This is a genomic window from Paracoccus maritimus (assembly GCF_025195095.1).
Lineage (GTDB): Bacteria > Pseudomonadota > Alphaproteobacteria > Rhodobacterales > Rhodobacteraceae > Paracoccus > Paracoccus maritimus.
In genome coordinates this window covers 605153-629713 of the sequence record NZ_JANAVZ010000001.1, presented here as the reverse complement: position 1 = coordinate 629713, position 24561 = coordinate 605153, and the positions used below count along the sequence as shown (strand labels likewise).

The window sequence follows — 24561 nt, the reverse complement described above, 5'->3', positions numbered from 1 at the left end:
GCCTTGTCATTTCAAACAGTCGGGCACGCCCCTGACCACTCTATGAGGTCTTGCAACCAAGATCCAAGGATGTACCGGGATGCCGATCAGCCTGCCGCTCGCCGCTCTTCGTGGCGTTGCAGAAGACGCGCGATCGCAGGTATCGCAGGAACGATCATGAAGATCCGCACCAGATGAAATGCGGTGATCAGCGCGACGTCCAGTTCCAGATACTTGGCGGTCAGCGCCATCTCGGTCACGCCTCCGGGCGCCGCACCAAGAACCAGATCCTCCCACGTCATGCCAAGAAAGATCGACAGGGCATAGCCGGTGATCGTCGTAAGCCCCAGGAACAGCAGCGTTGACAGGCCGATCGACGCAACCGTCCGCCCCGCCGACACGAACAGGGAACGGCGGAAGGTCGACCCGAGCCAGGTTCCCAGCAGAATCTGAGCAACGGACAGCACGGCTGGAGGAAACGGGGCCGGTGTCGTTCCGAACGCGGTCAGGGCGGCAGAAGCCGCCAGCGCGCCCAGAAAGAACGGGTTCGAGATGCGCAGGAAGCGGAACACGAAGGCCGCGGTCACGGCGGCGGCGATCAGCAGCAGCGATCCGAAAGCATCGAAATCCTGTGCCGAGGTCAGTCCCTGACGATCCGGCCAGCCATCGATGGCGTAGATCGTGATCGGCACCAGAACCACGATGGACGCGATCCGAAGCGTCTGCGCGAAGATGATCGGTCCGGGGGGCAGGCCCATGCGCTCGGCGATGATGGCGGCCTCCACCGGGCTGGTCGGAATGGTCGACAGCAGCGATGCGACAAGGCCCGTGCCCGAGATCCGGCTAAGGACAAAGGCGACAAGGCAAGCGCAACCCGCGGTCAGCAACGCCATGCCGACCAGCAGCGGCATCAGGTCCAGAAGCTTGCCAAGAGCCGCCGGCGAAAAGGACAGCCCGACTTGCGCGGCCACGATGATCTGCCCCAAAGGGCGCGTGCGCACCGGAATGATGTAAGTCGTGACACCGGCGAGATAGAGCAAGGCGGTCGCAATCAGCGGGCCGATCATCCAGGGCAGCGGCGATCCTGTCGCGCTCATCAGCCAGCCGCCGAGTGCGGCAAAGCCGTAGATACCCACGGGATGCACGATCTTGCTAATTTTCATGACCAGATAGCTCCCTCGTCATGTCGTCCGCCATGACCTCGTTGAAGATTTCGGTCACCGGGGCGGCAAGAAAATGGATCGTCGGGCGCGAGGCTGTTCCCGTGGGCCGGAAGATCGACCCGGATACAGCGATAGTGACGTGGCAGATCCGTATTCAGTGCCCAGTGTCCCCGGCTGGACAGGATCCCATGCACCAGCAGCAATGCCGGCTTGCCCGCAGGATCGGCCTTGAAATGAAGTTCGTGCATTCGTCGTTCCGCCCTCCCGCCTAAGGTTGATCCATGGGCAAGGTTGCAGCAACTGCAATATATCAGGGTATGGGCCGAGCAAAGGGCGGGTTACAAGATCAGCCGACAGCCTGCTCTGCCTGTCGATGACCGGACGGCAATATGCCGGAATTTTTCGCCAAGCCTTTTCGACTGATAGCCCGGTAGAGAACAGTGCAGGCGTGGGTGCCAACTCATCTCGGGATCAAACCGGATCGTCAGCCAGCCACGGTGCCGGTGCGTGTCTGCGCAAGCTTGCGACATTCTGCCTTTTCAAATGATCAAAGTTGCTCTGATCACGAATCCCGGTTCGCGGCATGCATTGTCGAGAACAACCCTTTGAAGGGCTTGATTATCTCTCGACGAACATGACGACAGATTTCAGGGAAGGAAAAGGTGGTAGCGGAGGAGGGATTTGAACCCCCGACACAAGGATTATGATTCCTCTGCTCTAACCAACTGAGCTACTCCGCCACGGGTGTGGGGCGATGTAAGGGGTGGCGCAGGGGGCGTCAAGCGGTTTTCTGGAACATGTCCGAACAAACGCCGACGCTCCGCCTCATCTTTTTGTTCCGTCTTGGAAAACGCCGACGCAGTCCGCCCGATCCGATGTCGCAGGATCGCGCAAAGCAACAATCACGGGCGCATGGCAGGACATCGATCAGCGACGCTTCCAGTCATGGAACCGTCGCTGACGCTGCGCCCACAACTGCCGTTAACCGCGCGCCTTCACCACTTGAAGCAGCGGCATCAGGTCGGCCATCTCGGGACCGTGCGCCTGCCCCGTGACTGCCTTGCGCAGCGGCATGAACAGCCCCTTGCCCTTGCGGCCGGTTGCGGCCTTCACCTGCGCGGTCCACGTGGCCCAAGTGGCATCGTCGTAGGGCGGCGGCGGCAGCAGCGCCATCGCATCCACGATGAAATCGGCATCTTCAGGATCGATCTGCGGATCGGCCCCGGTGCTGAAGATGCGCCACCATCCGGCAAGATCGTCCAGCGTGGTGATGTTCTTTGACGTCACGCGCCAGAACCGCGCGGCCTGTTCCTTCGGGACGCCAAGCGCCAGGATCTGGTCCTCGACCGCCTCGAACGGCAGCGACTGGGTCTTTTCACGGGTCAGCGGCCACAGATCTTCGGCATCGAACTTGGTGGGCGATGCACCGAACCGCGACAGGTCGAACTCGTCCGCCAACTCGTCAAGACCTGCCAGCGTCACCGGCTGGCCCGACCCCAGCCGCGCCATCAGCGACAGCAGCGCCTCGGGCGCCACGCCAGCTTCGCGCAGATCCTTCAGCGACAGCGCGCCGATCCGCTTGGACAGCTCTTCGCCCTTGGCGCCGGTCAGAAGGCTGTGATGGGCGAAGTTGGGGGGGGTGCCGCCGATCGCCTGAATGATCTGGATCTGCGTCGCGGTATTGGTCACGTGGTCAGATCCCCGCACGATGTCGGTCACACCCATATCGGTGTCATCCACCGATGACGCGAAGGTATAAAGAACCTGTCCGTCGGCACGGATCAGCACCGGATCGCTGACCGAGGCCGCGTCGATCGAGATGTCGCCCAGAATGCCGTCATCCCATTCGATCCGCTGGTGATCCAGACGAAAGCGCCAGTAGCCGTCGCGGCCCTCGGCGCGCAGCCGATCCTTGTCCGCGTCCGACAGGTTCAGGCCGGTGCGATCATAGACCGGGGGCTTGCCCATGTTCAGCTGCTTCTTGCGCTTCAGGTCCAGTTCGGTCGGGGTTTCGAACACCTCGTACAGCCGACCCGATTCGCGCAATTGCCGCGCAACCTCGGCGTAACGGTCCAGACGCAGCGACTGCCGTTCGACACGGTCCCAGTGCAGGCCCAGCCATTCCAGATCCCGCTTGATCCCATCGGCATATTCCTCCTTGCTGCGCTCTTGATCGGTATCATCAAGGCGCAGGATGAAGGTGCCGCCGGCCTTTCGCGCGATCAGATAGTTGAACAGCGCGGTCCGCAGGTTTCCGACATGGATGTTGCCGGTGGGTGACGGTGCGAAGCGGGTGGTGGTCATGGGCTGTCTCCTGTTGCCGTTGCTCTTTCACAGAAGCCGATTCTTGTCCATATCAGGGAATGAACGCAGGAGGTGTGGATGGCGGACTGGGACGGGATCAGGGCACCCGACGCGAACGAGATCGAGGCGATGGCGCGGGCGGCGCTGGTCACGCTGCCGGCAAGGTTCGCGGGGCACGCGCAGGATGTCGCGATCCGGGTCGCCGAATTCGCGCCCGACGACGTGCTGGACGAACTGCAGATCGACGATCCGTTCGAGCTGACCGGGCTTTACGACGGCATCCCGGTGACCGAGAAATCGGTGGCCGATCAGCCCGAAGGGCCGGACATTGTCTGGCTGTTCCGCCGCCCCTTGCTGGACGAATGGGCGGCGCGCGGAAACGTGACCCTGGGCGAGCTGATCACCCACGTCGTCACGCATGAACTGGCCCATCATTTCGGCTGGTCCGACGACGACATCGCGCATATCGACAGGTGGTGGGAATGACCTTGCCCGGCAGCGAGACCCAGGCCCCGATCCTGACGGTCACGCTGAATCCGGCGCTGGACCTGTCCACCGCCGCCGACGAGGTGCGCCCGGACCTCAAGCTGCGCTGTGACAAGCCGGTTGTCGATCCCGGCGGCGGCGGCATCAATGTCAGCCGCGCGATCAAGGTGCTGGGAGGGCAGTCCACGGCGATGGTCGCCCTTGGCGGCGCGACCGGCACCCGGATTGCGGATCTGCTGAAATCCGACGGGCTGTCCATCCTGCGTCTGACCGCGCCCGGCGAAACGCGACAATCGCTGGCGGTGACCGATCGTGCGACGGGCAGCCAGTATCGCTTCGTCATGCCAGGTCCTGAATGGCACACGACCCATGTCTCCGACATGATGTCCGCGGTTTCTGAAACCGCGCGCGCGGGCGGCTGGGTGGTTGTCTCGGGGTCCAACCCGCCGGGCGTGGCGCCCGGCTTCGAACAGATGCTGACCGTGCGCCTGAAGGATGGCCGGGCGCGGCTGCTGGTCGACACGTCAGGCGAGGCGCTGCGGGCGCTTGCAGGGTCGTCAATACCGGTTGATGTGCTGCGCATGGACAGCCACGAGGCAGAGGCGCTGGCTGGCCGCCCCCTGCCCTTGCGCAGCGACAGCGCCGCATTCGCTGCCGGGCTGGTCAGGGAAGGTGCCGCGAGGTCCGTCATCGTCGCCCGCGGCGCAGACGGGTCGGTGATCGCCGGCCCTGACGGCGCGTGGCATGCCGAGGCAGCGCGGGTCCGGGTGGTCAGCGCGGTCGGCGCAGGGGACAGTTTCGTGGCGGGGTTCGTACTGGCCCGGGCCCGCGAATGGCCCGTGGAAGAAGCGCTTGCCCTTGGTGCCGCAGCCGCCTCGGCCGCTGTCATGACACCGGCAACCGAACTGTGTCACGCCCATGACGTCGAGCGCATGTTTGCCGAACGTGTTGTCACCCGGATCTGACGCAGGCCTGCGAAGTAGGCCCCGCCAGCACATGCCGCAAAAAAAGCCGCCCCGAAGGGCGGCATGTGTTTTTCATGCGGGACGACTGACGCGGATCAGGCGGCCTCGGCTTCTTCCGCCTCGGCGGCCATGCGGCGCTCGCTTTCCTCACGCGACAAGGCAACCGATGTGCGGACACCCTTGGACACGAATTCCATCAGACCCTTCACGACCCGTTCGTTCGGATCGATGCCGGCGCAGCTCAGCACTTCGCGACCATCGCGGGACCGGGCCCAACGCGCGATCTGGTCGGGGCCGTTCCCATATTTCTTGTCGTCAGCGATGGCATCATCCAGCGCCGCCAGCACCACGGCCGCAAAAAGCTTGCGGGCGCGCTGGCCTTGTTCGAAATTGAAAGCTGAGCCGTCAACAAAATCACGCATTCCATTCGTCCATTCTTATGCGGACCTCGGGTCACCAAGGCCCTTGCGGGAGGAACATGACGCAACCCCGCGTTTTTTCTTTCCGTTTCTTCGACGGTGCCGCCTGCAATAGACCAGAACCCCGCCGATTCGATATTCCCGCAACCGCATAGCTGCCATGCATAGCCCGCATTCCATGTAAAACTCAGAAGAAATTTACATGTCACTGCCAGAATCGGCGGCGGATCGCCGCTGATCCTGCCTTGACAACGCGCCAATCCTGTATTGGTTGCCTCTGTGTGCTGCTGCGGATATAGGAACGCGACACCGCCGTTCAACGTCCGGACGAGCGGATTTTCCGTAACATCCGACAGAGTATGGTTCATGCCCAAGATAAACGGCAACGAAATTCGCCCCGGCAACGTGCTGGAACATGACGGAGGCCTGTGGGCCGCCGTGAAAGTCAATCATGTCAAACCCGGCAAGGGCGGCGCCTTTGCGCAGGTCGAACTGAAGAACCTTCGCGACGGCCGCAAGCTGAACGAACGGTTCCGCAGCGAGGACAAGGTCGAACGCGTGCGTCTGGACCAGAAGGACCAGCAGTTCCTGTACGAGACCGACGGCCGGCTGGTTTTCATGGACAGCGAAACCTTCGAGCAGACCGAGCTTGATGCCGATCTGCTGGGTGAGCGCCGGCCCTTCCTTCAGGACGGGATGACCGCAACCATCGAATATTACGGCGACGAGGCGCTGTCGGTGTCGATCCCGCAGAAGGTCACCTGCAAGGTCACCGAGACCGAGCCGGTGGTGAAGGGCCAGACGGCGGCGAACAGCTACAAGCCTGCCATCCTCGACAACGGCGTGCGCATCATGATCCCGCCTTTCGTCGGCGAAGGTGAAGACATCGTCGTTAACACCGAGATGTTCGAATACAGCGAACGGGCCTGAGGCTCTCGGACCGTGTCCGATCCGGACATCGCGGGCGCGGGAGGATCGCCCTGCCCCCGCATTTTCGGAGAAAGCCCATGCGCGATGCGACCAATCTGATCGGACGCACGCTCATCGCGCTGCTGTTTCTGGGCGGCGCGGTGCAGAAACTCGCCGATCCGGACCCCGCCGCACGGATGATCGACGGGATCGGCTTGCCCGGTGCTTTGATCTGGCCGGTGGCGGTCTTTGACGCCATCGCCGCGCTGGCCTTGGTCCTGGGACCGCGCGTCGGGATCTGGGCGATCGTGATGGCGGTCTATTGCATGGCGACCAGCTGGTTTCACTGGCAGCTGCGGGCCGACCCGTGGCAGGTCACCATCTTTGTCAAGAATTGGGCCATCGCGGGCGGTCTGCTGATCCTGGCGGCCCAAGGTCCGGGTCGGTGGGTGATCTGGCGCTAGGACGGACCGTGCGGCTCTTGGCCAGACGCGATCTGGGGCGCGAACAGGTCAAGCTGGGCCGGTTCATCATGCGCGATGTCCAAAAAACCCGATAACGTGACGCCAAGCAGCCGTGCCCCGCGCGGGTCGGGCAGCACCTGCCGGATCAGCGCGCGGGCCTGATCCAGCAACTCGGCCTCAGAGCCGACCGGGCGCGGCAGGCTGCGCGCCCGTGTGATTTGCTGAAAATCCGAGAACTTGACCTTGGCGGTCACCGTCCGCCCCTGCAGGCGGTGGCGGTTGACGTGGTCCCACACCTTGCGTGCCAGGGGCGCGAGCGCGTCATCGGCCGCCTCGAGCGTCATCAGGTCCGTGAAATAGGTGTTCTCGGCGCCGACGGATTTGCGAATCCGTTCAGGCCGGACCTGCCGGTGGTCGATCCCGCGTGAGATATTCCAGTAATATCGCCCCGCCTTGCCAAAGCGACGGGTCAGAAAATCCAGATCCTGCGCGCGCAGGTCGGCGCCCGTTTCGATCCCCATCGCGTTCATCTTTGACGCGGTCGCCGGGCCGATGCCGTGAAACTTGCCGACGGGCAGGTGCAGCACGAAATCGGGGCCGCGTTCAGGCGGAATGACGCAAAGCCCGTCGGGCTTGTTCTGGTCCGAGGCCAGCTTGGCCAGAAACTTGTTATAGCTGACCCCCGCGCTGGCGGTCAGGCTGGTGGCCTGCAGGATTCGCGCGCGGATCTCTTTGGCGACCTGGGTCGCGGTCTGTCCGGGCCACAGATGGTCGGTCACGTCCAGATAGGCCTCGTCCAGCGAAAGCGGCTCGATCAACGGCGTATAGTCGGCGAAGATGTCACGGATCTGGGCGCTGACCTCGCGATAGACATCGAAGCGGTGCTTGACGAAGATCAGGTCCGGGCACAGACGTTTTGCCGTGACAGACGGCATGGCGGATCGCACCCCGAACACCCGCGCCTCATAGCTGGCGGCCGCGACCACGCCGCGCAAGCTGGATCCGCCGACCGCGACGGGCTTGCCGCGCAGTTCGGGGTGATCGCGCTGCTCGACCGAGGCATAGAACGCGTCCATGTCGATATGGATGATCTTGCGCAGCGGTGGCTGCGCGTCGGGGGCCATGTCGGCCCCACGGCTCATGCGGCGAAGACGCGGGCCGGGCCAGCCTCCATGCCGTCATCCAGCCGGTCAAAGCGGACATGGGCAAGGCCCCGCCCGCCCGACTGGGTGAACAAGGTGCCGACCGCACGCCCGTCGCGGGTGATCTGGGTGCCGACCGGTGCCTCGCCCTCGACCCGCAGCGTGGTCAGACCCTTGCGCAGCTCGGCCTTGTGCTTCATCCGCGCGGTGACTTCCTGCCCGACATAGCATCCCTTGCGGAAATCGACGCCGTGAAGACGCTCGAAACCGACCTCCAGGATGAACGTCTCGTTCGGGATCAGTTCGATCAGCGTCTCGGGGATGCAGTGCTCGACCCGAATCGCATCCCAGTCGCTGCCGTCATCGCCCGTCTGGCCATAATGTCGCCAGCCAAGGACATCGTGCCGCGGATCGGCGATGGCGCCGTCAGGGACCGGACCGGTCCCTCGGGCGACGGTCATGTCCGTAGGTTGCAAGTCCACCTTGGATCTCAGTTTGTACATCGACAAACGCCGGATCAGGTCGTCAGCCAGCCCCGCATCGACATCCAGCAGCAGCGCATCGTCGTCCGGGACGATCAGGAAATCCGCCAGATACTTGCCCTGCGGTGTCAGCATCGCGGCCCAGCACGGCGCCCGCGTCACGTCGTTCGTGACCAGCCCCTGCAGGAATTCGACGCGATCCTCACCCGTAACGCGAATGATCTTGCGGTTCATAGCTCGTCTCCGAATTGCAGTGCCACAAGCCGGGCATAGGCCCCGGCCTTTGCCATCAACTGGTCATGGCTGCCCTGCTCGACAACCCGTCCCGCCTCGATCACCACGATCTTGTCCGCATTTCGGATGGTCGACAGCCGGTGCGCGATGACCAGCGTGGTCCGTCCCGCCGACAACCTGTCCAGCGCGTCCTGAACCAGCCGCTCGCTGGCGGTGTCCAGCGCGCTGGTCGCCTCGTCCAGCAGCAGGATCGGCGCATCGCGCAGAACCGCCCGGGCAATCGCGATGCGCTGGCGCTGACCACCCGACAACGATGAACCGCGCGGGCCGGCGGGACTGTCCAGGCCGCGCCCCATGGGATCGACGAAATCGGTGACGTGGGCCGCCTGCAGCGCGGCGGTCAGGGCCTGGTCATCCGCGTCGGGTCGGCCCATCAGGATATTGTCGCGCAGAGATTCGTCGAACAGCGCCGATTCCTGCGCCACGGCCGAAAACTGGTCACGCAACACGCCCAGATCATAGTCCGCCACCGGTATCCCCCCCAGCGACACGCTGCCGCTGTCGGGGTCGACCATCCGGGTCAGAAGGTTGAAGACGGTGGACTTGCCCGCCCCCGACGGCCCCACCAGCGCGGTGGTGCGCCCGGCCTCGGCCGTGAAGTCCAGACCGCGCAGCACCGGCTGCCCGTCATAGGACAGCCATACGTCGCGCAGCGCCACTGACATGTCGGGCGGCGGCTCGCGCCGCGCCCCCGACACGATGGCTGAACGGGTGTCGAACACCTCGTAGATCCGTTCAAGGCTGGCGGCGGCGGTCTGCCACGTGCCGGCCAGTCCGCCAAGCCGGCGCATCGGCTGAAAGGCCAGCGCCAGGGCGGTGAAGAACGACATGAAGTCCCCGACACTGCGTTCGCCTTGCATCACCTCTCGGCCGCCAAGGGCCAGCACGGCGACGAAGCCGATGCCGGTGACGATATCGGTCATTGCCGGGATCACGCTGCTGGTCGCGGCGACCTTGACCTGCGAGTTGCGGAATCGTTCGACGATGCGCTGGAAGCGAAGGGTCTGATCGGCCTCGGCCCGGTTCAGCCGGATCGAGGTGATGCCGTGCATGATCTCATCCAGCCGGGTGGCGCGGGCGCTGGCGGTGGCGCGGTTCTGACGCATCTTGCGCCGGATATAGCGTTGCACAAGCGCAGCCGGGGCGATCAGCAGCGGCGCGCCAACCATCGCCCCCAGCGTCCAGACCGGATCCACCGTCAACGCCACCCCGAACAGCATCACCAGAGAGATCGCGTCCCGCGTGGCCCCGGTCAGCAACGTGGACCAGACACCCTGAACGGCCATCGTGTCGCCCTGGATCCGCTCGATCAAGGCGCCCGGCGCATTGTCGCGAAAGAACCTCCCGTCAAGCGTCAGGATATGGGCCAGCAGATCGGTCTGCATCCTGGTCGAGATATCCAGCGAAATCCGCGTCAGCAGCGACTTGCTGGCGACCAGCGTCACCGCGCGCAGCAGGAAGATGCCGAAGATTGACCCGCCGACCCACCAGATCGCGCCCGGTTCTTTGCCGACGAAGACAAGGTCGAACAGCGGCTTCAGCATCCACGAGATCAGCGCAAGCGTCGATCCTTCCAGCGTCATCAGCAGAAAGGCCAAGGCCATCGGCCAACGATGCGGGCGCAGATAATCCGCCCAAAGCCGGCGAAACAGGGAAGTTGTCGGGACGGACTGGATCACGGGCTGCGCGGACCTTCCTGCACCGGTTGTCGTGTTCCGCCCAGCCATAGCCCGGTCCGCCGGTCACGGGCAAGGCGACAGGTGAGGCGCGGCGTGTTGACAAGTGGTGTGGAGCCGAGGATCGCATATCGGGATGCGCCTGATGATAGGACATCGCCAATCGCAGATCGCTGTTCGATGGCGTTCCCCCGCGTCACGGCTTGTGCCGCGGCGGCACCACCTGCAAGCTCCGAGAAACGCAATCCGGGGAGAGAGTCCATGCTGCCACCGATCCTGCAAGATCTGCGGATTCCCGTTGTCGGCTCGCCGATGTTCATCGTCTCGGGGCCGGAACTGGTCATCGCCCAATGCAAGGCGGGGATCGTGGGAAGCTTTCCGGCGCTGAACGCCCGCGAGAAGGACGGCGAACCACCGCTGCTGGATGCGTGGCTGACCCGGATTTCCGAAGAACTGGACCGGCACAACCAGGCGAACCCGGACCGCCCTGCCGCGCCCTTCGCCGTCAATCAGATCGTGCATCGCAGCAATGCAAGGCTGGAACGCGACATCGAGATCTGTCACCGCCACAAGGTGCCGATCTGGATCACTTCGCTGGGGGCCCGCCCCGAGGTGAACGCGGCGGCGCATGATTGCGGCGGCATCGCGCTTCACGACATCATCAACAACGTCTTCGCCAGAAAAGCCATCGACAAGGGCGCCGACGGCCTGATTGCGGTTGCCGCCGGTGCCGGCGGCCATGCGGGGCCGCAATCGCCCTTCGCGCTGATCCAGGAGATCCGCGAATGGTTCGACGGTCCCTTGCTGCTGTCCGGATCGATCGCGACAGGCCGGGCGGTGCTGGCAGCGCGCGCGATGGGCGCGGATCTGGCCTATATCGGCAGCCCCTTCATCGCCACGGACGAGGCGAACGCGCAGCCAGACTACAAGCAGATGATCTGCGACAGCGGCGCGATGGATATCGTGACCTCGTCGCTGTTCACGGGCGTGTCCGGGAACTACCTCGCGCCGTCGATCCGCAATGCGGGATTGGACCCGGACAACCTGGATCAGGCTGATGCAAGCGCGATGAATTTCGGGCAGGGATCGTCGAAGGCGAAGGCCTGGAGCCAGATCTGGGGTGCTGGCCAGGGCATCGGCGCGATCCACGACATCGTTCCGGCGGCGGATCTGGTCGACCGGCTGGCCCGCGAATACGCCGAAGCCAAGTCGGAAATGGCGCGATTGTGACCTTTGCGAAGCGGGCCCGGCATCCCATATAGGGCTGCGACAGGACCCGATCCGTGGAGGGCGACTTGGCTTATCAGAAGACGAAGGACGCGATCGACCGGCTCTCGCCGGAGCAGTATCGCGTGACGCAGGAAAATGGCACCGAACGTGCCTTCACCGGCGAATACGACCATCATTTTGAACCGGGCATCTATGTCGATGTGGTGTCCGGAGAACCACTGTTCATCAGCGCGGCCAAATACAATTCGGGCTGCGGCTGGCCCGCCTTCACCAAGCCCATCGACGAGAACGTCACCGAACATCGCGACGTCTCGTTCGGGATGGTGCGGACCGAGGTGCGGTCTCGCCACGGCGACAGCCATCTGGGCCATGTGTTCCCGGACGGACCCGCCGAACAGGGCGGTCTGCGCTATTGCATCAACTCGGCCTCGCTGCGCTTCGTTCCGAAGGATCGGATGGCGGCGGAAGGCTATGGCGACTATCTGGATCAGATCGAGGAGGCTTGACATGACCGAACGCGCTGTTCTGGCGGGGGGCTGTTTCTGGGGCATGCAGGATCTGATCCGGCGCATGCCCGGCGTGATCTCGACCCGGGTGGGTTACACCGGCGGCGATGTTCCCAATGCCACCTATCGCAACCACGGCACCCACGCCGAGGGGATCGAGATCGTCTTCGACCCGTCGATCATCAGCTATCGCCAGCTGTTGGAATTGTTCTTCCAAATCCACGACCCGACCACGCCGAACCGGCAGGGGAATGATATCGGGCCCAGCTATCGGTCCGCGATCTATTACCTCGATGACCGGCAGCGGCAGGTGGCACGCGATACGATCGAGGATGTCGAAGCTTCGGGGCTTTGGCCCGGCCGGGTGGTGACCGAACTGGCCCCGGTGGGCGACTTTTGGGAAGCCGAGCCAGAACATCAGGACTATCTGGAACGGTTTCCGAACGGCTATACCTGCCACTTCCCGCGCCCGAACTGGGTGCTGCCCAGACGGAGTGCCGCCGAATAGGCGGCGCGAGCTGCAGGGGGCAACGACCCGCAGGGTCGTTTCATCCGGATCAGAAGGCCAAGGCGCCGCGAAGCAAGCTTCGCGGCGTTTCCTGCGTCCCGCGATGGCGCCGCCGTCAAACGCGGCACCTGCGGCGAATGGCGCACGCGGCGGCGCAGACCCGAACCGCGGCGTTGCAGTCGCGGCATCAAGCGGGTCGGTCGTTCCCTTCATCATCCGGCGGTGAAACACCGAAGACCGCACAATACAGCGCCGGCACGAAGATCAGCGTGATCAGCGTGCCGGCGATGATCCCGCCCATCATCGCGAAGGCCATCGGTCCCCAGAACACCTGCCGCGAAATCGGGATCAGCGCCAGCGAGGCGGCAGCCGCGGTCAGCAGGATCGGTCGTGCGCGGCTGTCCGACGCTTCGAACACGGCCTGCCATCTGGAACGGCCCTTGCCCAGAAGCTCCTGGATTTCGTGCACCAGGATGACCGAGTTGCGGATCAGGATCCCCACCAGCGCCAGGATCCCCAGTATCGCGACGAATCCCATCGGCACCCCGAAGGGAACCAGAACCGCGACAACCCCGATCAGTCCCATGGGCGCCGCAGCAAAGACGATCAGGGACAGGCGCAGGCTTTGCATCTGCGCCATGACCAGCACCGCCATGATCAGCAGCATGACGGGCACCACCGCAGCTATGGGCGCCTGACTGTCGCCCGAGCTTTCGACCGTACCGCCGACCTCGACCCTGACCGACGCGGGTAGTCCCGCCGTGAATTCGTCAACCCTTGGGGCCAGCGCCTGCACCAGCGTCGCGGGCTGGTCCTTGCCGTCGATCGCCGCCTTGACCGTCGCGGTCGGCCGACCGTCGCGTTGCAGGATCAATGGCTGTTCGGTGCCGTATTCCAGCCCGACAAGGGTCGTCAGCGGGATCCGCTGACCGCTGGATGTGGTCAACTGTAGGTTTCTGATCGACCCCAGAGTCTCTCGATCCGAAGCATCGCCGCGCGCCACAACATCAATCAGGTAGATGTCGTCGCGCAGCTGCGTCGCGACAACCCCCGAGAATAGCGCCGACAGGGAATCCGAGATATCCTGACTGGTCACGCCCAACTGGCGGGCCTGATCCTGATCGACCCTCAGCCGCACGACACGCGCGGGCTCGTTCCAGTCAAGCGCGATGTCGCGCAACCGGTCGTCCGTCGCCAGGACGGCTGCAAGGTCGCGCGCCACATCGCGAGCCATGTCGATATCCGGCGCGCTGACGCGGTACTGGACCGGCTTGCCGACAGGCGGGCCGATTTCCAGGTTCTTCACATAGATCTCGACCCCCGGAAAATCCTCTGCGGCCAGTTGATTGATCCGCGCCTTGACGCGATCGCGCGCGGCAAGATCCGGCGTCTGGATCACGATCTGGCCCATATGCGGGCCAGGCGTCGGCACGTCCATCGACAGTACGAACCGGGGCGCGCTGCGGCCGACATAGGATGTCCAGAACAGTACATCCGGATCATCGGCGAATGTCGCCTCGAGCCGATCCATGTCGGCACGGGTCTTGGCGATCGAAGCGTTCTGGCGTTCGGTGATGTCCACCAATACCTCGGTCCGGTCCGAGGTCGGAAAGAACTGCTGCTCCACAAAGCGCATCCCGAACACGGACAGCGCGAAGACCGCCAGCGTCACCGCGATCGTCAGCCATTTCAGCCGCATCGCCACCAGCAGCAGCCCGTGGAAGTTGCGGCGCAGCAGTCCGGGGCGCTGCCCTTCATGACGCGCGACGGCGGTTGTCAGGAAGGTCACCCCCAGAAGCGGCGCGAACAGAACTGCCACGATCCACGAGATCACCAGGGACACCGCGATCACCACGAACAGCGAGAAGGTGAATTCACCCGCCGCAGAATTGTTCAGTCCGATCGGAATGAAGCCTGCGACCGTGACCAGCGTGCCGGTAAGCATCGGAAAGGCGATCGAGGTCCAAGCATAGCTGGCAGCGGCAGTCAGCGATTCGCCGACCTCCAGCCGCGAGATCATCGTTTCGATGGCGATCATGGCGTCATCGACCAGCAGCCCCAACGCGATGATCAAAGCGCCCAGTGAAATGCGTTGCAGCGTGATTCCATAAAGATCGAGGATCACGAAAGTGATCGCCAGGACCAGCGGAATGGTCAGCGTGACCACGAACCCCGCCCGGAACCCAAGGCTGATGAAGCTGACGACCAGCACGATGATGACCGCCTCGGCCAACGCGCGGACAAAATGGCCGACCGCATGATCGACCACATGCGGCTGATCGGCGACCTTTGCCATCTCGATCCCGATGGGCAGATCCGCTGCAACGCGCTGCATCAGATCGTCCAGCTGACTGCCGAACTCGAGGATGTTCTCGCCCTCGCGCATCCCGATCTGCAGGCCGATCGCGGGCTGGCCGCGATAGCGGAACAACGTGTCAGGAGGATCCTTGTAGCCGCGGGTCACGGTCGCCACATCCGCAAGGTTGAAGAACCTTTCCCCAACCCGAAGGTTGACGGCGGCGATCGCGGAAACATCGTTGAATTCACCATCGACCCGAACCAGCACCCGTTCCTGCCCGGCCTGAATCACGCCCGACGGCGCGATGGCGTTCTGTGACGCAAGCGTGGACAGGACTTGCTGTTCGTTCAGCCCCAACGCCGCCAGCCGTTGGGTCGAGAATTCCAGGTGGATTTCTTCATCCTGCTGGCCCAGAAGTTCGGTCTTGCCCGCCGCGGGAAGCGCAGCCACCTGCCGGCGAATATCCTCGACCCGGTCCCGCATCTCGCGTTGGGTGAACCCGTCAGAGGTGAAGGCATAGATATTCCCGAACACGTCGCCAAAGTTGTCGTTGAACTGGAAACCCGCGAATTCCTGCGGAAAGTCGGCGCGAATATCGCCCATCATCTGTCGGACACGGTTCCAGATCTCAGGAACCGCAGGCCCGCGCGTGGTCGGCAGCAATTCGACATAGACCACCGCCTGACCCGGCGTCGTGACGGATCGGGTGAAGTCAAGCTCGTCCAGTTCCTCCAGCTTGGTCTCGATCCGCGTCGTGACCTGCTTCAATGTCTCCTCGATACTGGCCCCGGGCAACGCCGCGCCAATGATCATGGTCTTGATGGTGAAATTCGGATCCTCTTCGCGCCCCAGATTTCCATAGGCCAGCACACCGGCCACCATCGACACGACCAGCAGGAACCACACGAAGCTGCGATGCTGAAGCGCCCAGTCGGACAGGTTGAACCGGGTCATGGCACCACTCTCCGACCTACCGCCTGACCATCCTGCAGGGAATGGACACCGCGTATCACCACCTCGTCACCCTCGACCAATCCCGACATGACCATGATTCTGTCCTGTAGGGCGGGGCTGGTCTCGACCTTCACGGCCTCGACGCGGCCTGCCGCATCTGCGGCTTCGCCCTCGCGGGTCACGCGCCAGACGATGTCCCGGCCGTCCACCACATGGATCGCCGCAGCCGGCAATGTCAGGACAGGTTCTCCTGCCGAACCAAGGCGGGCCCGCACCAGCGCGCCCAGGCGGAACGGCGTCTCGGATGGCAATGTCAGATACAGCCGCCTTGTGCGCGTTGCGGTATCGGCCATCGGGTCGATGCGGTCCAGAACGGCGGTCACCTGCTTGTCCGGGTCGGTGCGCTGCCAGACCGTGAACGTCGCGTCCGACGGCAGTCCGACGATCGCGGATTCGGGCAGATCCACCACGGCTTCGCGACGATCCTCGGCAGACAGCTGCAGGATCGGCGCGCCAGCACTGACCACCGCGCCCGGCGCCTCGAAGACATCGCTGACCACGCCCGAGAACGGTGCGATCATCGTGGCGTTGTTTTGCGAATCCTGCGCCCGGACCAGTTCTGACCGGGCCTGTTCGGCGGCAGCGGCGGCGGCAGCCGCCGCCTGTTGGGCCTGTTCAAGCTGCGCGTCCGAGGCGACATTCCGGGCCGCCAGCGCCTCGGTTCGTTGCAAAGTCGTGCGCGCGGTGCTGAGTTGGACCTCGGCCGCATCGACGGCGGCCTGAGCGGCCCGGGTCGTCGCGGCCATATCCTCGGTCGCAAGTTCGGCCAGAACCTGCCCGGTGCGGACCCTGTCGCCCAATTCGGCATTGCGGACGACCATGCGACCCAATGTCTGAAACGCCATCGTCACCTGCGTGCGGGACTGCACGACGCCCGGAACCCAGCGCGCCGCCTCGCCGCGATCCTCGACGATTTCGGTGACGACCGGGCGCGGCGCCGATTGTTCCTGCGCCTGGCTTCCGAAATTCAGCCAGGCAGGCAGATCAAGTGCGACCGCGGGCATGGTCCACAACAATGCGCCGCCCAGGCACAGGATCCGCGCCATGGAATGCCGGGCAATCACGGCGACACCCCGGCGGGTTGAACCTTGCGATCCGGATAAAGCAACTGAGACCCGGCCCCGACCACGGTCTGACCCGCCGCCACGCCGTCCGCTACATAGACGATTCCGTCTGCGAAACGGTCGATCCGGACCGGCGTCAGATGCACCCGGTCGTCATCATCGACCACCCAGACCGCACTGGTATTCCCATGCCTCATCAGCGCCGTCCATGGCAGCGCAACCCCCGGCTCTGCCGACATCTTCAGATGTCCGCGCACCGCTGCACCCAGCAACGACACATCGCTGCCCACCTCGCCAATCAGGGCGCGAACCGTGACCGTTCCGGTCTGCGGATCGACAAGCGGGGCGATCTCGGTAATGGTGCCGGACATCTGCTGGCGGTTGAAATCGATCGTCGTCAGGTCGACGGTCAATCCCATCGCCTCGCGCAACAGCGGGTGATCGGCGGCCTGAAACACGGCTTCCAGACCGTTCAAAGTAGCCAGGGTAAATGCCGGCTGCGCGGCGCCCACGACCTGGCCCGGGGCAATGTCGCGGCTGGTGACCACAACGGGCTGCGGAGCGCGCAGCACGGTCTCATCCACTGCGCGGCTTGCCTGGTCGACGGCGCTTTCCGCGCGCCTGACCGAACCGTCCGCCTCGGACAGAGCCTGAGCGGCCGCATCGCGCGCGGCGCGGGTGCCCACCCCGCGTTCCAACATGGCCCGCGCGCGCTCGTCGGCCTGCCTTGCCTGCGCCTGCGCTGCCCGGGTTGCGGCAAGATTGGCCTGCGCAACCTTCAGCGCCTGATCCTGCTGGACCGAATCCAGACGCGCCAACGGCTCTCCGGTCTGAAAATGATCGCCTTCCTCGGCCAGGACCTCGACAACGCGCCCGCTTTGGCGAAACCCCAGCGCGATACTGTCCAGCGCCTCGATCGTGCCGGTCAGCTGTATGTCCATCTGCAACGCCTCTTCGCGCGCCACCACGTACTCGACGCGCAGATCGGCGGCCTGCGCCGGCAATCCGCACGCGACCAACCCTGCGATCAGCAATTTCAGGACATCCAGGACGTGCATGGAATGAGCTTTCAAATGCGGGCGTTGTGCAACAGAACAAGCAATTTGGGAAGCCCCCTGCCCCTACGTTACCGCGGCTTGTTTATGAAATTGTTCATTATTCCAGCTTTCGTCACGCAGGATGCGCGACAGCGTGTCCACCGCGCGTTCCACGTCGTCAAGATCGTTATACAGCGGCGCAAATCCGAATCGCAGAACATCTGGGGCACGGAAATCCCCGATCACGCCGTTCGCGATCAGCGCCTGCATCACCGCATAGCCCTGCGGATGGCGAAAGCCGACCTGGGAACCGCGCCGCTCCGGATCGCGCGGCGAATGCAGGGTCAGGTCGGGACACGCGGCCTCGACCCTTGCGATGAACGCTTCGGTCAGTTCGACGGACCTGGCACGCAGGTCCGACAGGTTCACATCGTCCCAGACATCCAGCGCCGCGTCCAGCGCCGTCATCGCGATCACCGGCGGCGTGCCGACGCGCATGCGTTCGATCCCCGGCGCCGGTGCATAGCCCAGATCGAAGGCGAAAGGCGATTTGTGGCCCATCCAGCCCTGAAGGATCGGCTGCGCGGCATCTCCATGCCGGGGATGAACCCAGATGAAGGCCGGCGCGCCCGGCCCGCCGTTCAGGTATTTATAGGTGCAGCCGACGGCAAAATCAGCATCGGCTCCGGTCAGATCGACATCCACGGCGCCCGCCGAATGCGCCAGATCCCACACCGTAAGCGCCCCGGCATCATGCGCCCTGGCGGTCAAAGACCGCATATCGTGACGCCTGCCAGTGCGGTAATCGACCTCGGTGATCATCAGAACGGCCAGATGATCGTCTATCGCTGCCTCGACCTCTTCGGGGGCGACGACTCGCAATTCCGCGCCGACGGCGCGCGCCAGCCCCTCGGCGACATACAGATCCGAGGGGAAATTGCCGTTGTCGGACAGAATCACCCGTCGATCCGGCCGCAACGCGCGCGCGGCGCTGACCGCCTGAAAGACCTTGATCGACAACGTGTCGCCCATCACCACCTGGCCCGGCCCCGCCCCGATCAGCCGCGCTATCCGATCCCCGACCCGGCGCGGCTGGGTGTACCATCCGGCCTTGTTCCAGCCGGTGATCAGCATCTCGGACCATTCGTCCTGCATCATCGCCGCGACCCGAGCCTTGGCGGCGTGGGGCATCGGCCCCAGTGAATTGCCGTCAAGATAAGTGACTCCCTCAGGCAGGTGAAACGCGGCGCGGGTGCTGGCGAAATCGGTCATGGTCTCTCTCCCTACTTGACCGGATGCTAGCAGCCCGATCTGCTAGGCGGAAGGAGGCCAAGATGCTGTATCGGATCATCGACTGGGACGACGCCTATGCCAACGGCGCGCATATCGCGCGGGCCGAGGATTATCCGCCCCTCTGGTCGCTGCGTGCGGCGGAGTTCCGGGCCGCGCACCCGCCCGAATCCCTTGGGCGTGGGCATCTGTTTCGGCCTGCCGGCGCCGCACGCGGCCTGGTGGTGTTCGTGCATGGCGGATACTGGATGAAATTCGACCCCTCGGTCTGGTCGCATCTGGCGGCGGGTCCGCTTGGCGCAGGCTGGGCCGTGGCGATGCCCGCCTACACGCTGGCGCCAGCTGCACGGATCGGCCAGATGACCCGGGAAATCGCCACCGCCATCTGCGAGGCGGCAACCCGTGTCGACGGCCCCATCGCGCTGACCGGACATTCGGCGGGCGGGCACCTTGCCGCGCGGATGGTCTGTGATGACGGCACGCTTCCCGACGACATCGCATCGCGGATCATATGCTGCCTGCCGATATCGGGGCTGTTCGATCTGCGCCCGCTGATGCGCACCGCGCTGAACGACACGCTTGGCATGGATACAGCCGAGGCGGAAACCGAAAGCCCCGCCCTGCTGACGCCGCGTGCGGGCATACCCCTGACCGCCTGGGTCGGCGGGTCAGAGCGGCCGGAATTCATTCGCCAGTCGCGCCTGATCGCCGACATTTGGGCGGGGCTGGGCGCCGCGACAAGCCATGTGATCGAGCCCGGCCGCCAACATTTCGACGTGATCGACTCGCTGTCCCACCCCGACAGCGCCTTGACGCGCGCCCTGATCAGCCGCTGAAGACATCGGGGTCAGGCCCGGTCCGCGCGTCGCTGTCCAGGGCGTCGATCTCGTCCAGCTCGGCGTCGGTCAGACGCAGCTTGAGCGCATCGAAGTTCTGCTGAAGCCGCCCGGAATCCTGTGATTTGGGGATCGCGGACAATCCACGCGCGAGATGCCATGCGATGATGACCTGGGCGGGGCTTGTCCCATGGCGCACGGCGGCCTGCGCGACCGGCGCCGCGTCGAAATCGGCGGTCCGGCCCAAGGGCGCCCAGCTTTGCGTGACGATCCCCAGCCGTCGATTGACCGCCCGCATCGCGGGCTGGTTGAAGCTGGGATGCAACTCGATCTGGTTGACGGCGGGCGCGACGCCGGTTTCGTCGATCAGCCGATGCAGATGCGGTTCCTGAAAATTCGCGACGCCGACCGACTTGATCCTGCCCTGATCGCGCAGTTCGATCAGCGTCTTCCATGTCTCGACATACAGATCCTGCTGCGGAGCGGGCCAATGGATCAGAAACAAATCCAGCCAGTCCAACCCGATCCTCTGCATTGTGGCATCAAAGGCCCGCAACGTCCTGTCGCGCCCGTGCTGATCATTCCACAGCTTCGAGGTCACGAACACCTCGTCGCGGGGCACATCGCCATCGCGCACCGCCTGCCCCATCCCGGCTTCGTTGCCATACATCGCTGCACCGTCGATCAGGCGATATCCGATGCGCAGCGCCGTAGCTATGGCTTCGGCGGTGCCTTCAGCGGGCATCTGCCACACCCCCAGTCCCAGTTGCGGCATCTTTCGTCCGTCGTTCAGCATCAGCATCGGTTGGGTCACGCGGCACCTCTTGTTGGTCAGATCACAACCAACGAACGCATGCGTCAGCGGTCGGTTGCCTCAGCCGGTGAAATCCGCGACCGTCGCGCCGGTGATTGCCAGAAGACGCGATGGCGCGATGGCAAAGATATGCCGCGGCGTTCCTGCCGCAGCCCACACGATGTCAAAATCCGACAGGCGGGGGTCGAAGAACGCCACGACCGGGCGCAGATGCCCGACCGGCGCGACCCCACCGATCGCGAAACCGGTCTCGCGGCGGATCAGATCGGCATCGGCCTTGCCCAGTTCCTGACCGGCGACGGCAGCGGCCTTCAGCGGATCGACGCGATTGCCGCCTGCCGTCAGGAACAGCGTGACATGGCCATCGTCCAACCCGCGAAAGATGATCGACTTGGCGATCTGATCGACATTGCAATCAGCGGCGGCGGCTGCCTCGGCCGCCGTCCGCGTCGATCCGGCCATTTCCATCACCTCGACCGTCTCGCCCGCCTCTTCCAGCGCCGCCCTGACCCGTTTCAGACTTTTGCTCATCACACGCCTCCGGCACTGACCGTGCGAACACTAACCCGCACGCGCCGGATCGCAACCCGTCCCGGCCGACGGATATCGGGTGCACGCATTTCCCCGTTACGGGCTTGCACAGTGGGCCGAGACATGCTGTTGCGGTCGCGGCGGCCCTGTCGTCCGCCCTGCATGATCGCGACGAGGCCCCGCCCGATGGAAGTCTATACGCTGCTGATCCAACTTGGACGCAAGACCGGCGACGGCCTGCCCAAGGGCGCCACCGGCGCCGCCCTGATCTGCTATGCCTCGGGCCATGACGAGGCCGAAGCGGTTCGAGAAACGGTCGCAATCCTGAAACAGGCCGACATGGCCCCGCTGGACGTGACCGGCCACGGAACCCTGGACGAACGGATCTCCGACGGCCACCAGATCGACGCCGACGAACGCGCCCTGATGCAGAGGGCGCTGGACGAAAACGCCGTCATCATCGCCAGTCTGGAACCGTTCTTCGACGATCCGGCCTGAGCAGTAGCCTGCAAACCTGCAGACAGGGAATGTCGAGGCCGATCTATCCAAGCCGAACTGTGACTGCTACATTCGTTCACAACAAGAACAGCAGCAGTCAATAACAGGCGATCCACATGACATTTTCCCGTTTTTTCATGTCCACGGCGCTGATCGGCGCGTTGGCGTCCTGCGCCGGCTCGGTCAACCGCACGCCAGCGTCCTACGGGGCGCCGGTGACGCCGGCCAGCATTCCCGCCGCCTCGCCCGGGGACGCGGCAGGGCTGCAGAACTTCGTGCAGTCATTCCGGCCTCGCGCATTGTCGGCAGGGATCTCGGCGGGCACCTATGACCGCGCCATGCGGATCGCCCGCTATAACCCCGACGTGATCCGTCTGGACCGCAAGCAGGCCGAGTTCTCGCGCCCGGTCTGGCTGTATCTTGACAGCGCGGTATCGGACGCACGGATCAGCACGGGACGCGAAAAGAACGCACAGCTTTCCAGCACGCTGTCGTCGATCGAAGCGCGCTATGGCGTCCCGCGCGAGATCGTGCTGGCCGTCTGGGGGATGGAGTCGAATTTCGGGGCCAATCGCGGCAAGATGCAGATCATCCCGTCGCTGGCCACACTGGCTTATGACGGTCGCCGCGGCGAGATGTTCCAGAACCAGCTGATCGCGGCGCTGCGCATCCTGCAGGCCGGCGACACCGACCCCGAGCACATGCTTGGAAGCTGGGCGGGGGCGATGGGGCACACCCAGTTCATGCCGACATCCTATCTTGATTACGCGGTCGATTTCACCGGCGACGGTCGTCGCGACATCTGGTCCGAAGATCCGACCGATTCACTGGCCTCGACCGCGAATTATCTTGCCCGGAACGGCTGGCAGCGTGGCCAGGCCTGGGGTGCCGAGGTCCAGTTACCGTCGAATTTCAACATGGGCCAGGTCGGCAAGGGAAATCGAAAGTCCAGCAGCGCGTGGGCCGCACAGGGCGTCACGCGGATGGGCGGCGGCGGTCTGCCGGGCGGCACCGGATCGATCATCATGCCCGCCGGCGCGCGTGGCCCGGCCTTCCTGATCCTGGACAATTTCCGGTCGATCCTGCGCTACAACAACTCTGACAACTATGCGCTTGGTGTGGCGTTCCTGGGCGAACGCATCGCCGGACGGTCGGGAATCCAGGGCGCATGGCCGCGCAACGACCGGCCGCTCAGCACCGCCGAACGGAAAGAGATCCAGCAGCGACTGAAGGCCAAGGGCTTCTACGACGACGAGATCGACGGGCTGTTCGGCTCTGGCACGACCGAGGCGGTGGTGGCCTATCAGCGGTCGATCGGCGTGACGCCGGACGGATATCCGACCTCGATCCTGCTGGGTCAGTTGCGGCGCTAGGTGCCGCGACCCAGCCCTCGGATCAAGGAAAAGGCGGCCCTGCGGGGCCGCCTTTTTTATTGATGCGATGCGTGTCGCGCCCGCCTAGCCTGCGGCAAGCGCGGCGATGATGCGATCGCCCATCTGGCTGGTCGATACAGCCGTGCCGCCCTGTGGTCCCATCAGATCGGCGGTGCGCACACCATCCGCCAGCACGCGTTCGACCGCACCTTCCAGTTCGGCAGCGGCGTCACCCTGATCGAAGGAATAGCGCAGCGCCATCGCAAAGCTGAGGATACAGGCAATGGGATTCGCCTTGCCCTGACCGGCAATATCGGGGGCGCTGCCGTGAACGGGTTCATACAGCGCCTTGGGCCGGCCATTCGCCATCTTCGCGCCAAGGCTGGCCGAGGGCAGCATGCCAAGGCTGCCGGTCAGCATCGCCGCCGCGTCCGACAGCACGTCGCCGAACAGGTTGTCGGTCACGATCACGTCGAACTGGCGGGGATTGCGCACCAGCTGCATCGCGCCGTTGTCGGCATACATATGCGACAATTCGACATCGGGATATTCGTTGTCGTGGACCCACTGCACCTCTTCGCGCCACAGGATCCCGGATTCCATCACATTGGCCTTCTCCATCGAGCAGACCTTATTTCCGCGCTGCCGGGCCAAGTCGAAGGCCGACCGGGCGACCCGGCGGATCTCTCCGCTTGTGTATCGCTGAGTATTTATGCCGACCCGACCTCCCTCGTTTTCGGGGTTGTTGTTGTCGTCATGAATGCCGCGTGGTTCACCGAAATAGACGCCCGAGGTCAGTTCCCGCACGATCAGGATGTCCAGCCCGGCCACGACCTCGCGCTTCAGCGACGAAAAATCGGCCAGCGCGTCGAAGCATTGCGCGGGGCGCAGATTGGCGAACAGGTCCATCTCCTTGCGCAGGCGCAGCAGGCCCCGCTCGGGCTTAACGCTGAAATCGAGGCTGTCGTATTTCGGCCCGCCGACCGCGCCCAGAAGAACCGCGTCGACCGATTGCGCGCGAGCCAGGGTCTGGTCGGCGCAAGGCGTGCCATATTCGTCATAGGCCGATCCGCCCACCAGATCATGCGAGACATCGAAGGACATGCCGCGATTGTCCTGGAACCAGTCGATGACCTTGGCGACTTCGGCCATCACCTCGGGGCCGATCCCGTCGCCGGGCAGGATAAGAAGCGAATAGCTGTCGGGCATGCGGGATCTCCTTCTGGCACGCCAGAGGGGTTAGCCCCCGGCCCGCGCAGGGTCAAGATCGCTGCGATC

At 64.4% G+C, this 24561-nt stretch carries 24 protein-coding genes and 1 tRNA gene; 10 read left to right on the top strand and 15 right to left on the bottom strand.

All coding sequences use genetic code 11. The features are described from left to right. Positions 1–86: 86 nt before the first annotated feature. The 4 genes from MU516_RS02945 to gltX form a co-directional block, all read right to left on the bottom strand. Positions 87–1142: an AbrB family transcriptional regulator gene (locus tag MU516_RS02945; RefSeq protein ID WP_260275686.1), complete on the bottom strand. Its 1056-nt coding sequence runs from the start codon at positions 1140–1142 to the stop codon at positions 87–89. Next, a complete protein-coding gene (locus MU516_RS02940) occupies positions 1139–1390 on the bottom strand; it encodes an alpha/beta fold hydrolase (protein ID WP_260275685.1) in 252 nt (83 codons plus the stop codon). Before MU516_RS02940 ends, MU516_RS02945 begins: the two co-directional genes overlap by 4 nt. 415 nt (positions 1391–1805) lie before the next feature. Then, positions 1806–1882: transfer RNA gene (locus MU516_RS02935), tRNA-Met, on the bottom strand. A gap of 241 nt (positions 1883–2123) precedes the next feature. Beyond that, complete coding sequence (gene gltX / locus MU516_RS02930; protein ID WP_260275684.1) at positions 2124–3446, bottom strand: glutamate--tRNA ligase; 1323 nt, start codon at positions 3444–3446, stop codon at positions 2124–2126. A 78-nt stretch (positions 3447–3524) separates the two neighbouring features. Between gltX and MU516_RS02925 the strand changes: the two genes are divergently transcribed. Together MU516_RS02925 and MU516_RS02920 are read left to right on the top strand one after the other, a co-directional pair. Beyond that, positions 3525–3932 (top strand): metallopeptidase family protein, encoded by a 408-nt coding sequence (locus MU516_RS02925; protein WP_260275683.1) that lies wholly within the window; start codon positions 3525–3527, stop codon positions 3930–3932. Next, complete coding sequence (locus MU516_RS02920; protein ID WP_260275682.1) at positions 3929–4897, top strand: 1-phosphofructokinase family hexose kinase; 969 nt, start codon at positions 3929–3931, stop codon at positions 4895–4897. The genes MU516_RS02925 and MU516_RS02920 overlap by 4 nt, the downstream gene beginning before the upstream one ends. 95 nt (positions 4898–4992) lie before the next feature. Here the strand turns inward: MU516_RS02920 and MU516_RS02915 are convergent, their stop codons facing one another. Next, positions 4993–5319, bottom strand: coding sequence for a DUF6280 family protein (locus MU516_RS02915; protein ID WP_209057567.1), 327 nt, complete (start codon positions 5317–5319; stop codon positions 4993–4995). Between the two features lie 363 nt (positions 5320–5682). Between MU516_RS02915 and efp the strand changes: the two genes are divergently transcribed. Together efp and MU516_RS02905 are read left to right on the top strand one after the other, a co-directional pair. Further along, positions 5683–6246, top strand: a complete 564-nt coding sequence (gene efp, locus MU516_RS02910) for an elongation factor P (RefSeq protein ID WP_209057564.1) — start codon at positions 5683–5685, stop codon at positions 6244–6246. 77 nt (positions 6247–6323) lie between these two features. Next, positions 6324–6689: a DoxX family protein gene (locus MU516_RS02905; protein WP_260275681.1), complete on the top strand. Its 366-nt coding sequence runs from the start codon at positions 6324–6326 to the stop codon at positions 6687–6689. Here the strand turns inward: MU516_RS02905 and dinB are convergent. Genes dinB through MU516_RS02890 form a run of 3 tightly spaced genes read right to left on the bottom strand, consistent with a single transcriptional unit; the run spans position 6686 to position 10211 of the window. Next, positions 6686–7813, bottom strand: a complete 1128-nt coding sequence (gene dinB / locus MU516_RS02900) for a DNA polymerase IV (RefSeq protein ID WP_260275680.1) — start codon at positions 7811–7813, stop codon at positions 6686–6688. The genes MU516_RS02905 and dinB overlap by 4 nt on opposite strands. 14 nt (positions 7814–7827) lie before the next feature. Further along, a complete protein-coding gene (gene ygfZ, locus MU516_RS02895; RefSeq protein WP_260275679.1) occupies positions 7828–8547 on the bottom strand; it encodes a CAF17-like 4Fe-4S cluster assembly/insertion protein YgfZ in 720 nt (239 codons plus the stop codon). Continuing rightward, the gene (locus tag MU516_RS02890) at positions 8544–10211 is read right to left on the bottom strand and encodes an ABC transporter ATP-binding protein (RefSeq protein WP_260275746.1); all 1668 of its coding nucleotides are present in this window, start codon (positions 10209–10211) and stop codon (positions 8544–8546) included. Before MU516_RS02890 ends, ygfZ begins: the two co-directional genes overlap by 4 nt. Before the next feature lie 333 nt (positions 10212–10544). Between MU516_RS02890 and MU516_RS02885 the strand changes: the two genes are divergently transcribed. From MU516_RS02885 to msrA, 3 genes are all read left to right on the top strand, one after another. Then, positions 10545–11513, top strand: a complete 969-nt coding sequence (locus MU516_RS02885) for an NAD(P)H-dependent flavin oxidoreductase (RefSeq protein WP_260275678.1) — start codon at positions 10545–10547, stop codon at positions 11511–11513. 65 nt (positions 11514–11578) lie between these two features. Next, positions 11579–12019 carry a peptide-methionine (R)-S-oxide reductase MsrB gene (gene msrB, locus MU516_RS02880; RefSeq protein WP_260275677.1) on the top strand — a complete coding sequence of 147 codons (441 nt, stop codon included), beginning with the start codon at positions 11579–11581 and terminating at the stop codon, positions 12017–12019. A 1-nt stretch (position 12020) separates the two neighbouring features. Then, the gene (gene msrA, locus MU516_RS02875; protein WP_260275676.1) at positions 12021–12527 is read left to right on the top strand and encodes a peptide-methionine (S)-S-oxide reductase MsrA; all 507 of its coding nucleotides are present in this window, start codon (positions 12021–12023) and stop codon (positions 12525–12527) included. Positions 12528–12714: 187 nt separating this feature from the next. Here the strand turns inward: msrA and MU516_RS02870 are convergent, their stop codons facing one another. From MU516_RS02870 to kynU, 4 genes are all read right to left on the bottom strand, one after another. Next, the gene (locus MU516_RS02870; RefSeq protein ID WP_260275675.1) at positions 12715–15780 is read right to left on the bottom strand and encodes an efflux RND transporter permease subunit; all 3066 of its coding nucleotides are present in this window, start codon (positions 15778–15780) and stop codon (positions 12715–12717) included. Continuing rightward, positions 15777–16886, bottom strand: coding sequence for an efflux RND transporter periplasmic adaptor subunit (locus MU516_RS02865; RefSeq protein ID WP_260275674.1), 1110 nt, complete (start codon positions 16884–16886; stop codon positions 15777–15779). Before MU516_RS02865 ends, MU516_RS02870 begins: the two co-directional genes overlap by 4 nt. A gap of 14 nt (positions 16887–16900) precedes the next feature. Further along, positions 16901–17962 carry an efflux RND transporter periplasmic adaptor subunit gene (locus MU516_RS02860; protein WP_260275673.1) on the bottom strand — a complete coding sequence of 354 codons (1062 nt, stop codon included), beginning with the start codon at positions 17960–17962 and terminating at the stop codon, positions 16901–16903. A 63-nt stretch (positions 17963–18025) separates the two neighbouring features. Beyond that, a complete protein-coding gene (gene kynU / locus MU516_RS02855) occupies positions 18026–19213 on the bottom strand; it encodes a kynureninase (RefSeq protein WP_260275672.1) in 1188 nt (395 codons plus the stop codon). A 62-nt stretch (positions 19214–19275) separates the two neighbouring features. Between kynU and MU516_RS02850 the strand changes: the two genes are divergently transcribed. Then, the gene (locus tag MU516_RS02850; protein WP_260275671.1) at positions 19276–20067 is read left to right on the top strand and encodes an alpha/beta hydrolase; all 792 of its coding nucleotides are present in this window, start codon (positions 19276–19278) and stop codon (positions 20065–20067) included. On the opposite strand, the gene MU516_RS02845 is transcribed toward MU516_RS02850, so the two are convergent. After that, on the bottom strand, positions 20057–20881 hold the full coding sequence (locus MU516_RS02845; RefSeq protein ID WP_260275670.1) for an aldo/keto reductase: 825 nt from the start codon (positions 20879–20881) through the stop codon (positions 20057–20059). The genes MU516_RS02850 and MU516_RS02845 overlap by 11 nt on opposite strands. 60 nt (positions 20882–20941) lie before the next feature. Continuing rightward, positions 20942–21412 (bottom strand): YbaK/EbsC family protein, encoded by a 471-nt coding sequence (locus tag MU516_RS02840; protein ID WP_260275669.1) that lies wholly within the window; start codon positions 21410–21412, stop codon positions 20942–20944. A 186-nt stretch (positions 21413–21598) separates the two neighbouring features. Here MU516_RS02840 and MU516_RS02835 point away from each other — a divergent pair, with 186 nt between their 5' ends. Together MU516_RS02835 and MU516_RS02830 are read left to right on the top strand one after the other, a co-directional pair. Next, positions 21599–21910: a hypothetical protein gene (locus MU516_RS02835; protein ID WP_260275668.1), complete on the top strand. Its 312-nt coding sequence runs from the start codon at positions 21599–21601 to the stop codon at positions 21908–21910. A gap of 116 nt (positions 21911–22026) precedes the next feature. Then, positions 22027–23283, top strand: coding sequence for a lytic murein transglycosylase (locus MU516_RS02830; protein WP_260275667.1), 1257 nt, complete (start codon positions 22027–22029; stop codon positions 23281–23283). 84 nt (positions 23284–23367) lie between these two features. Here MU516_RS02830 and leuB read toward each other — a convergent pair whose 3' ends face one another. Further along, positions 23368–24492, bottom strand: coding sequence for a 3-isopropylmalate dehydrogenase (leuB, locus tag MU516_RS02825; RefSeq protein WP_260275666.1), 1125 nt, complete (start codon positions 24490–24492; stop codon positions 23368–23370). Between the last annotated feature and the right edge of the window lie 69 nt (positions 24493–24561).

Bases quoted from the DNA above. Each gene is read 5' to 3' on its own strand.
- MU516_RS02945 (WP_260275686.1), bottom strand. From the start codon at position 1,142: ATGAAAATTAGCAAGATCGTGCATCCCGTGGGTATCTACGGCTTTGCC.
- MU516_RS02940 (WP_260275685.1), bottom strand. From the start codon at position 1,390: ATGCACGAACTTCATTTCAAGGCCGATCCTGCGGGCAAGCCGGCATTG.
- gltX (WP_260275684.1), bottom strand. From the start codon at position 3,446: ATGACCACCACCCGCTTCGCACCGTCACCCACCGGCAACATCCATGTC.
- MU516_RS02925 (WP_260275683.1), top strand. From the start codon at position 3,525: ATGGCGGACTGGGACGGGATCAGGGCACCCGACGCGAACGAGATCGAG.
- MU516_RS02920 (WP_260275682.1), top strand. From the start codon at position 3,929: ATGACCTTGCCCGGCAGCGAGACCCAGGCCCCGATCCTGACGGTCACG.
- MU516_RS02915 (WP_209057567.1), bottom strand. From the start codon at position 5,319: ATGCGTGATTTTGTTGACGGCTCAGCTTTCAATTTCGAACAAGGCCAG.
- efp (WP_209057564.1), top strand. From the start codon at position 5,683: ATGCCCAAGATAAACGGCAACGAAATTCGCCCCGGCAACGTGCTGGAA.
- MU516_RS02905 (WP_260275681.1), top strand. From the start codon at position 6,324: ATGCGCGATGCGACCAATCTGATCGGACGCACGCTCATCGCGCTGCTG.
- dinB (WP_260275680.1), bottom strand. From the start codon at position 7,813: ATGGCCCCCGACGCGCAGCCACCGCTGCGCAAGATCATCCATATCGAC.
- ygfZ (WP_260275679.1), bottom strand. From the start codon at position 8,547: ATGAACCGCAAGATCATTCGCGTTACGGGTGAGGATCGCGTCGAATTC.
- MU516_RS02890 (WP_260275746.1), bottom strand. From the start codon at position 10,211: ATGGCCTTGGCCTTTCTGCTGATGACGCTGGAAGGATCGACGCTTGCG.
- MU516_RS02885 (WP_260275678.1), top strand. From the start codon at position 10,545: ATGCTGCCACCGATCCTGCAAGATCTGCGGATTCCCGTTGTCGGCTCG.
- msrA (WP_260275676.1), top strand. From the start codon at position 12,021: ATGACCGAACGCGCTGTTCTGGCGGGGGGCTGTTTCTGGGGCATGCAG.
- MU516_RS02870 (WP_260275675.1), bottom strand. From the start codon at position 15,780: ATGACCCGGTTCAACCTGTCCGACTGGGCGCTTCAGCATCGCAGCTTC.
- MU516_RS02865 (WP_260275674.1), bottom strand. From the start codon at position 16,886: ATGGCGCGGATCCTGTGCCTGGGCGGCGCATTGTTGTGGACCATGCCC.
- MU516_RS02860 (WP_260275673.1), bottom strand. From the start codon at position 17,962: ATGCACGTCCTGGATGTCCTGAAATTGCTGATCGCAGGGTTGGTCGCG.
- kynU (WP_260275672.1), bottom strand. From the start codon at position 19,213: ATGACCGATTTCGCCAGCACCCGCGCCGCGTTTCACCTGCCTGAGGGA.
- MU516_RS02850 (WP_260275671.1), top strand. From the start codon at position 19,276: ATGCTGTATCGGATCATCGACTGGGACGACGCCTATGCCAACGGCGCG.
- MU516_RS02840 (WP_260275669.1), bottom strand. From the start codon at position 21,412: ATGAGCAAAAGTCTGAAACGGGTCAGGGCGGCGCTGGAAGAGGCGGGC.
- MU516_RS02835 (WP_260275668.1), top strand. From the start codon at position 21,599: ATGGAAGTCTATACGCTGCTGATCCAACTTGGACGCAAGACCGGCGAC.
- MU516_RS02830 (WP_260275667.1), top strand. From the start codon at position 22,027: ATGACATTTTCCCGTTTTTTCATGTCCACGGCGCTGATCGGCGCGTTG.
- leuB (WP_260275666.1), bottom strand. From the start codon at position 24,492: ATGCCCGACAGCTATTCGCTTCTTATCCTGCCCGGCGACGGGATCGGC.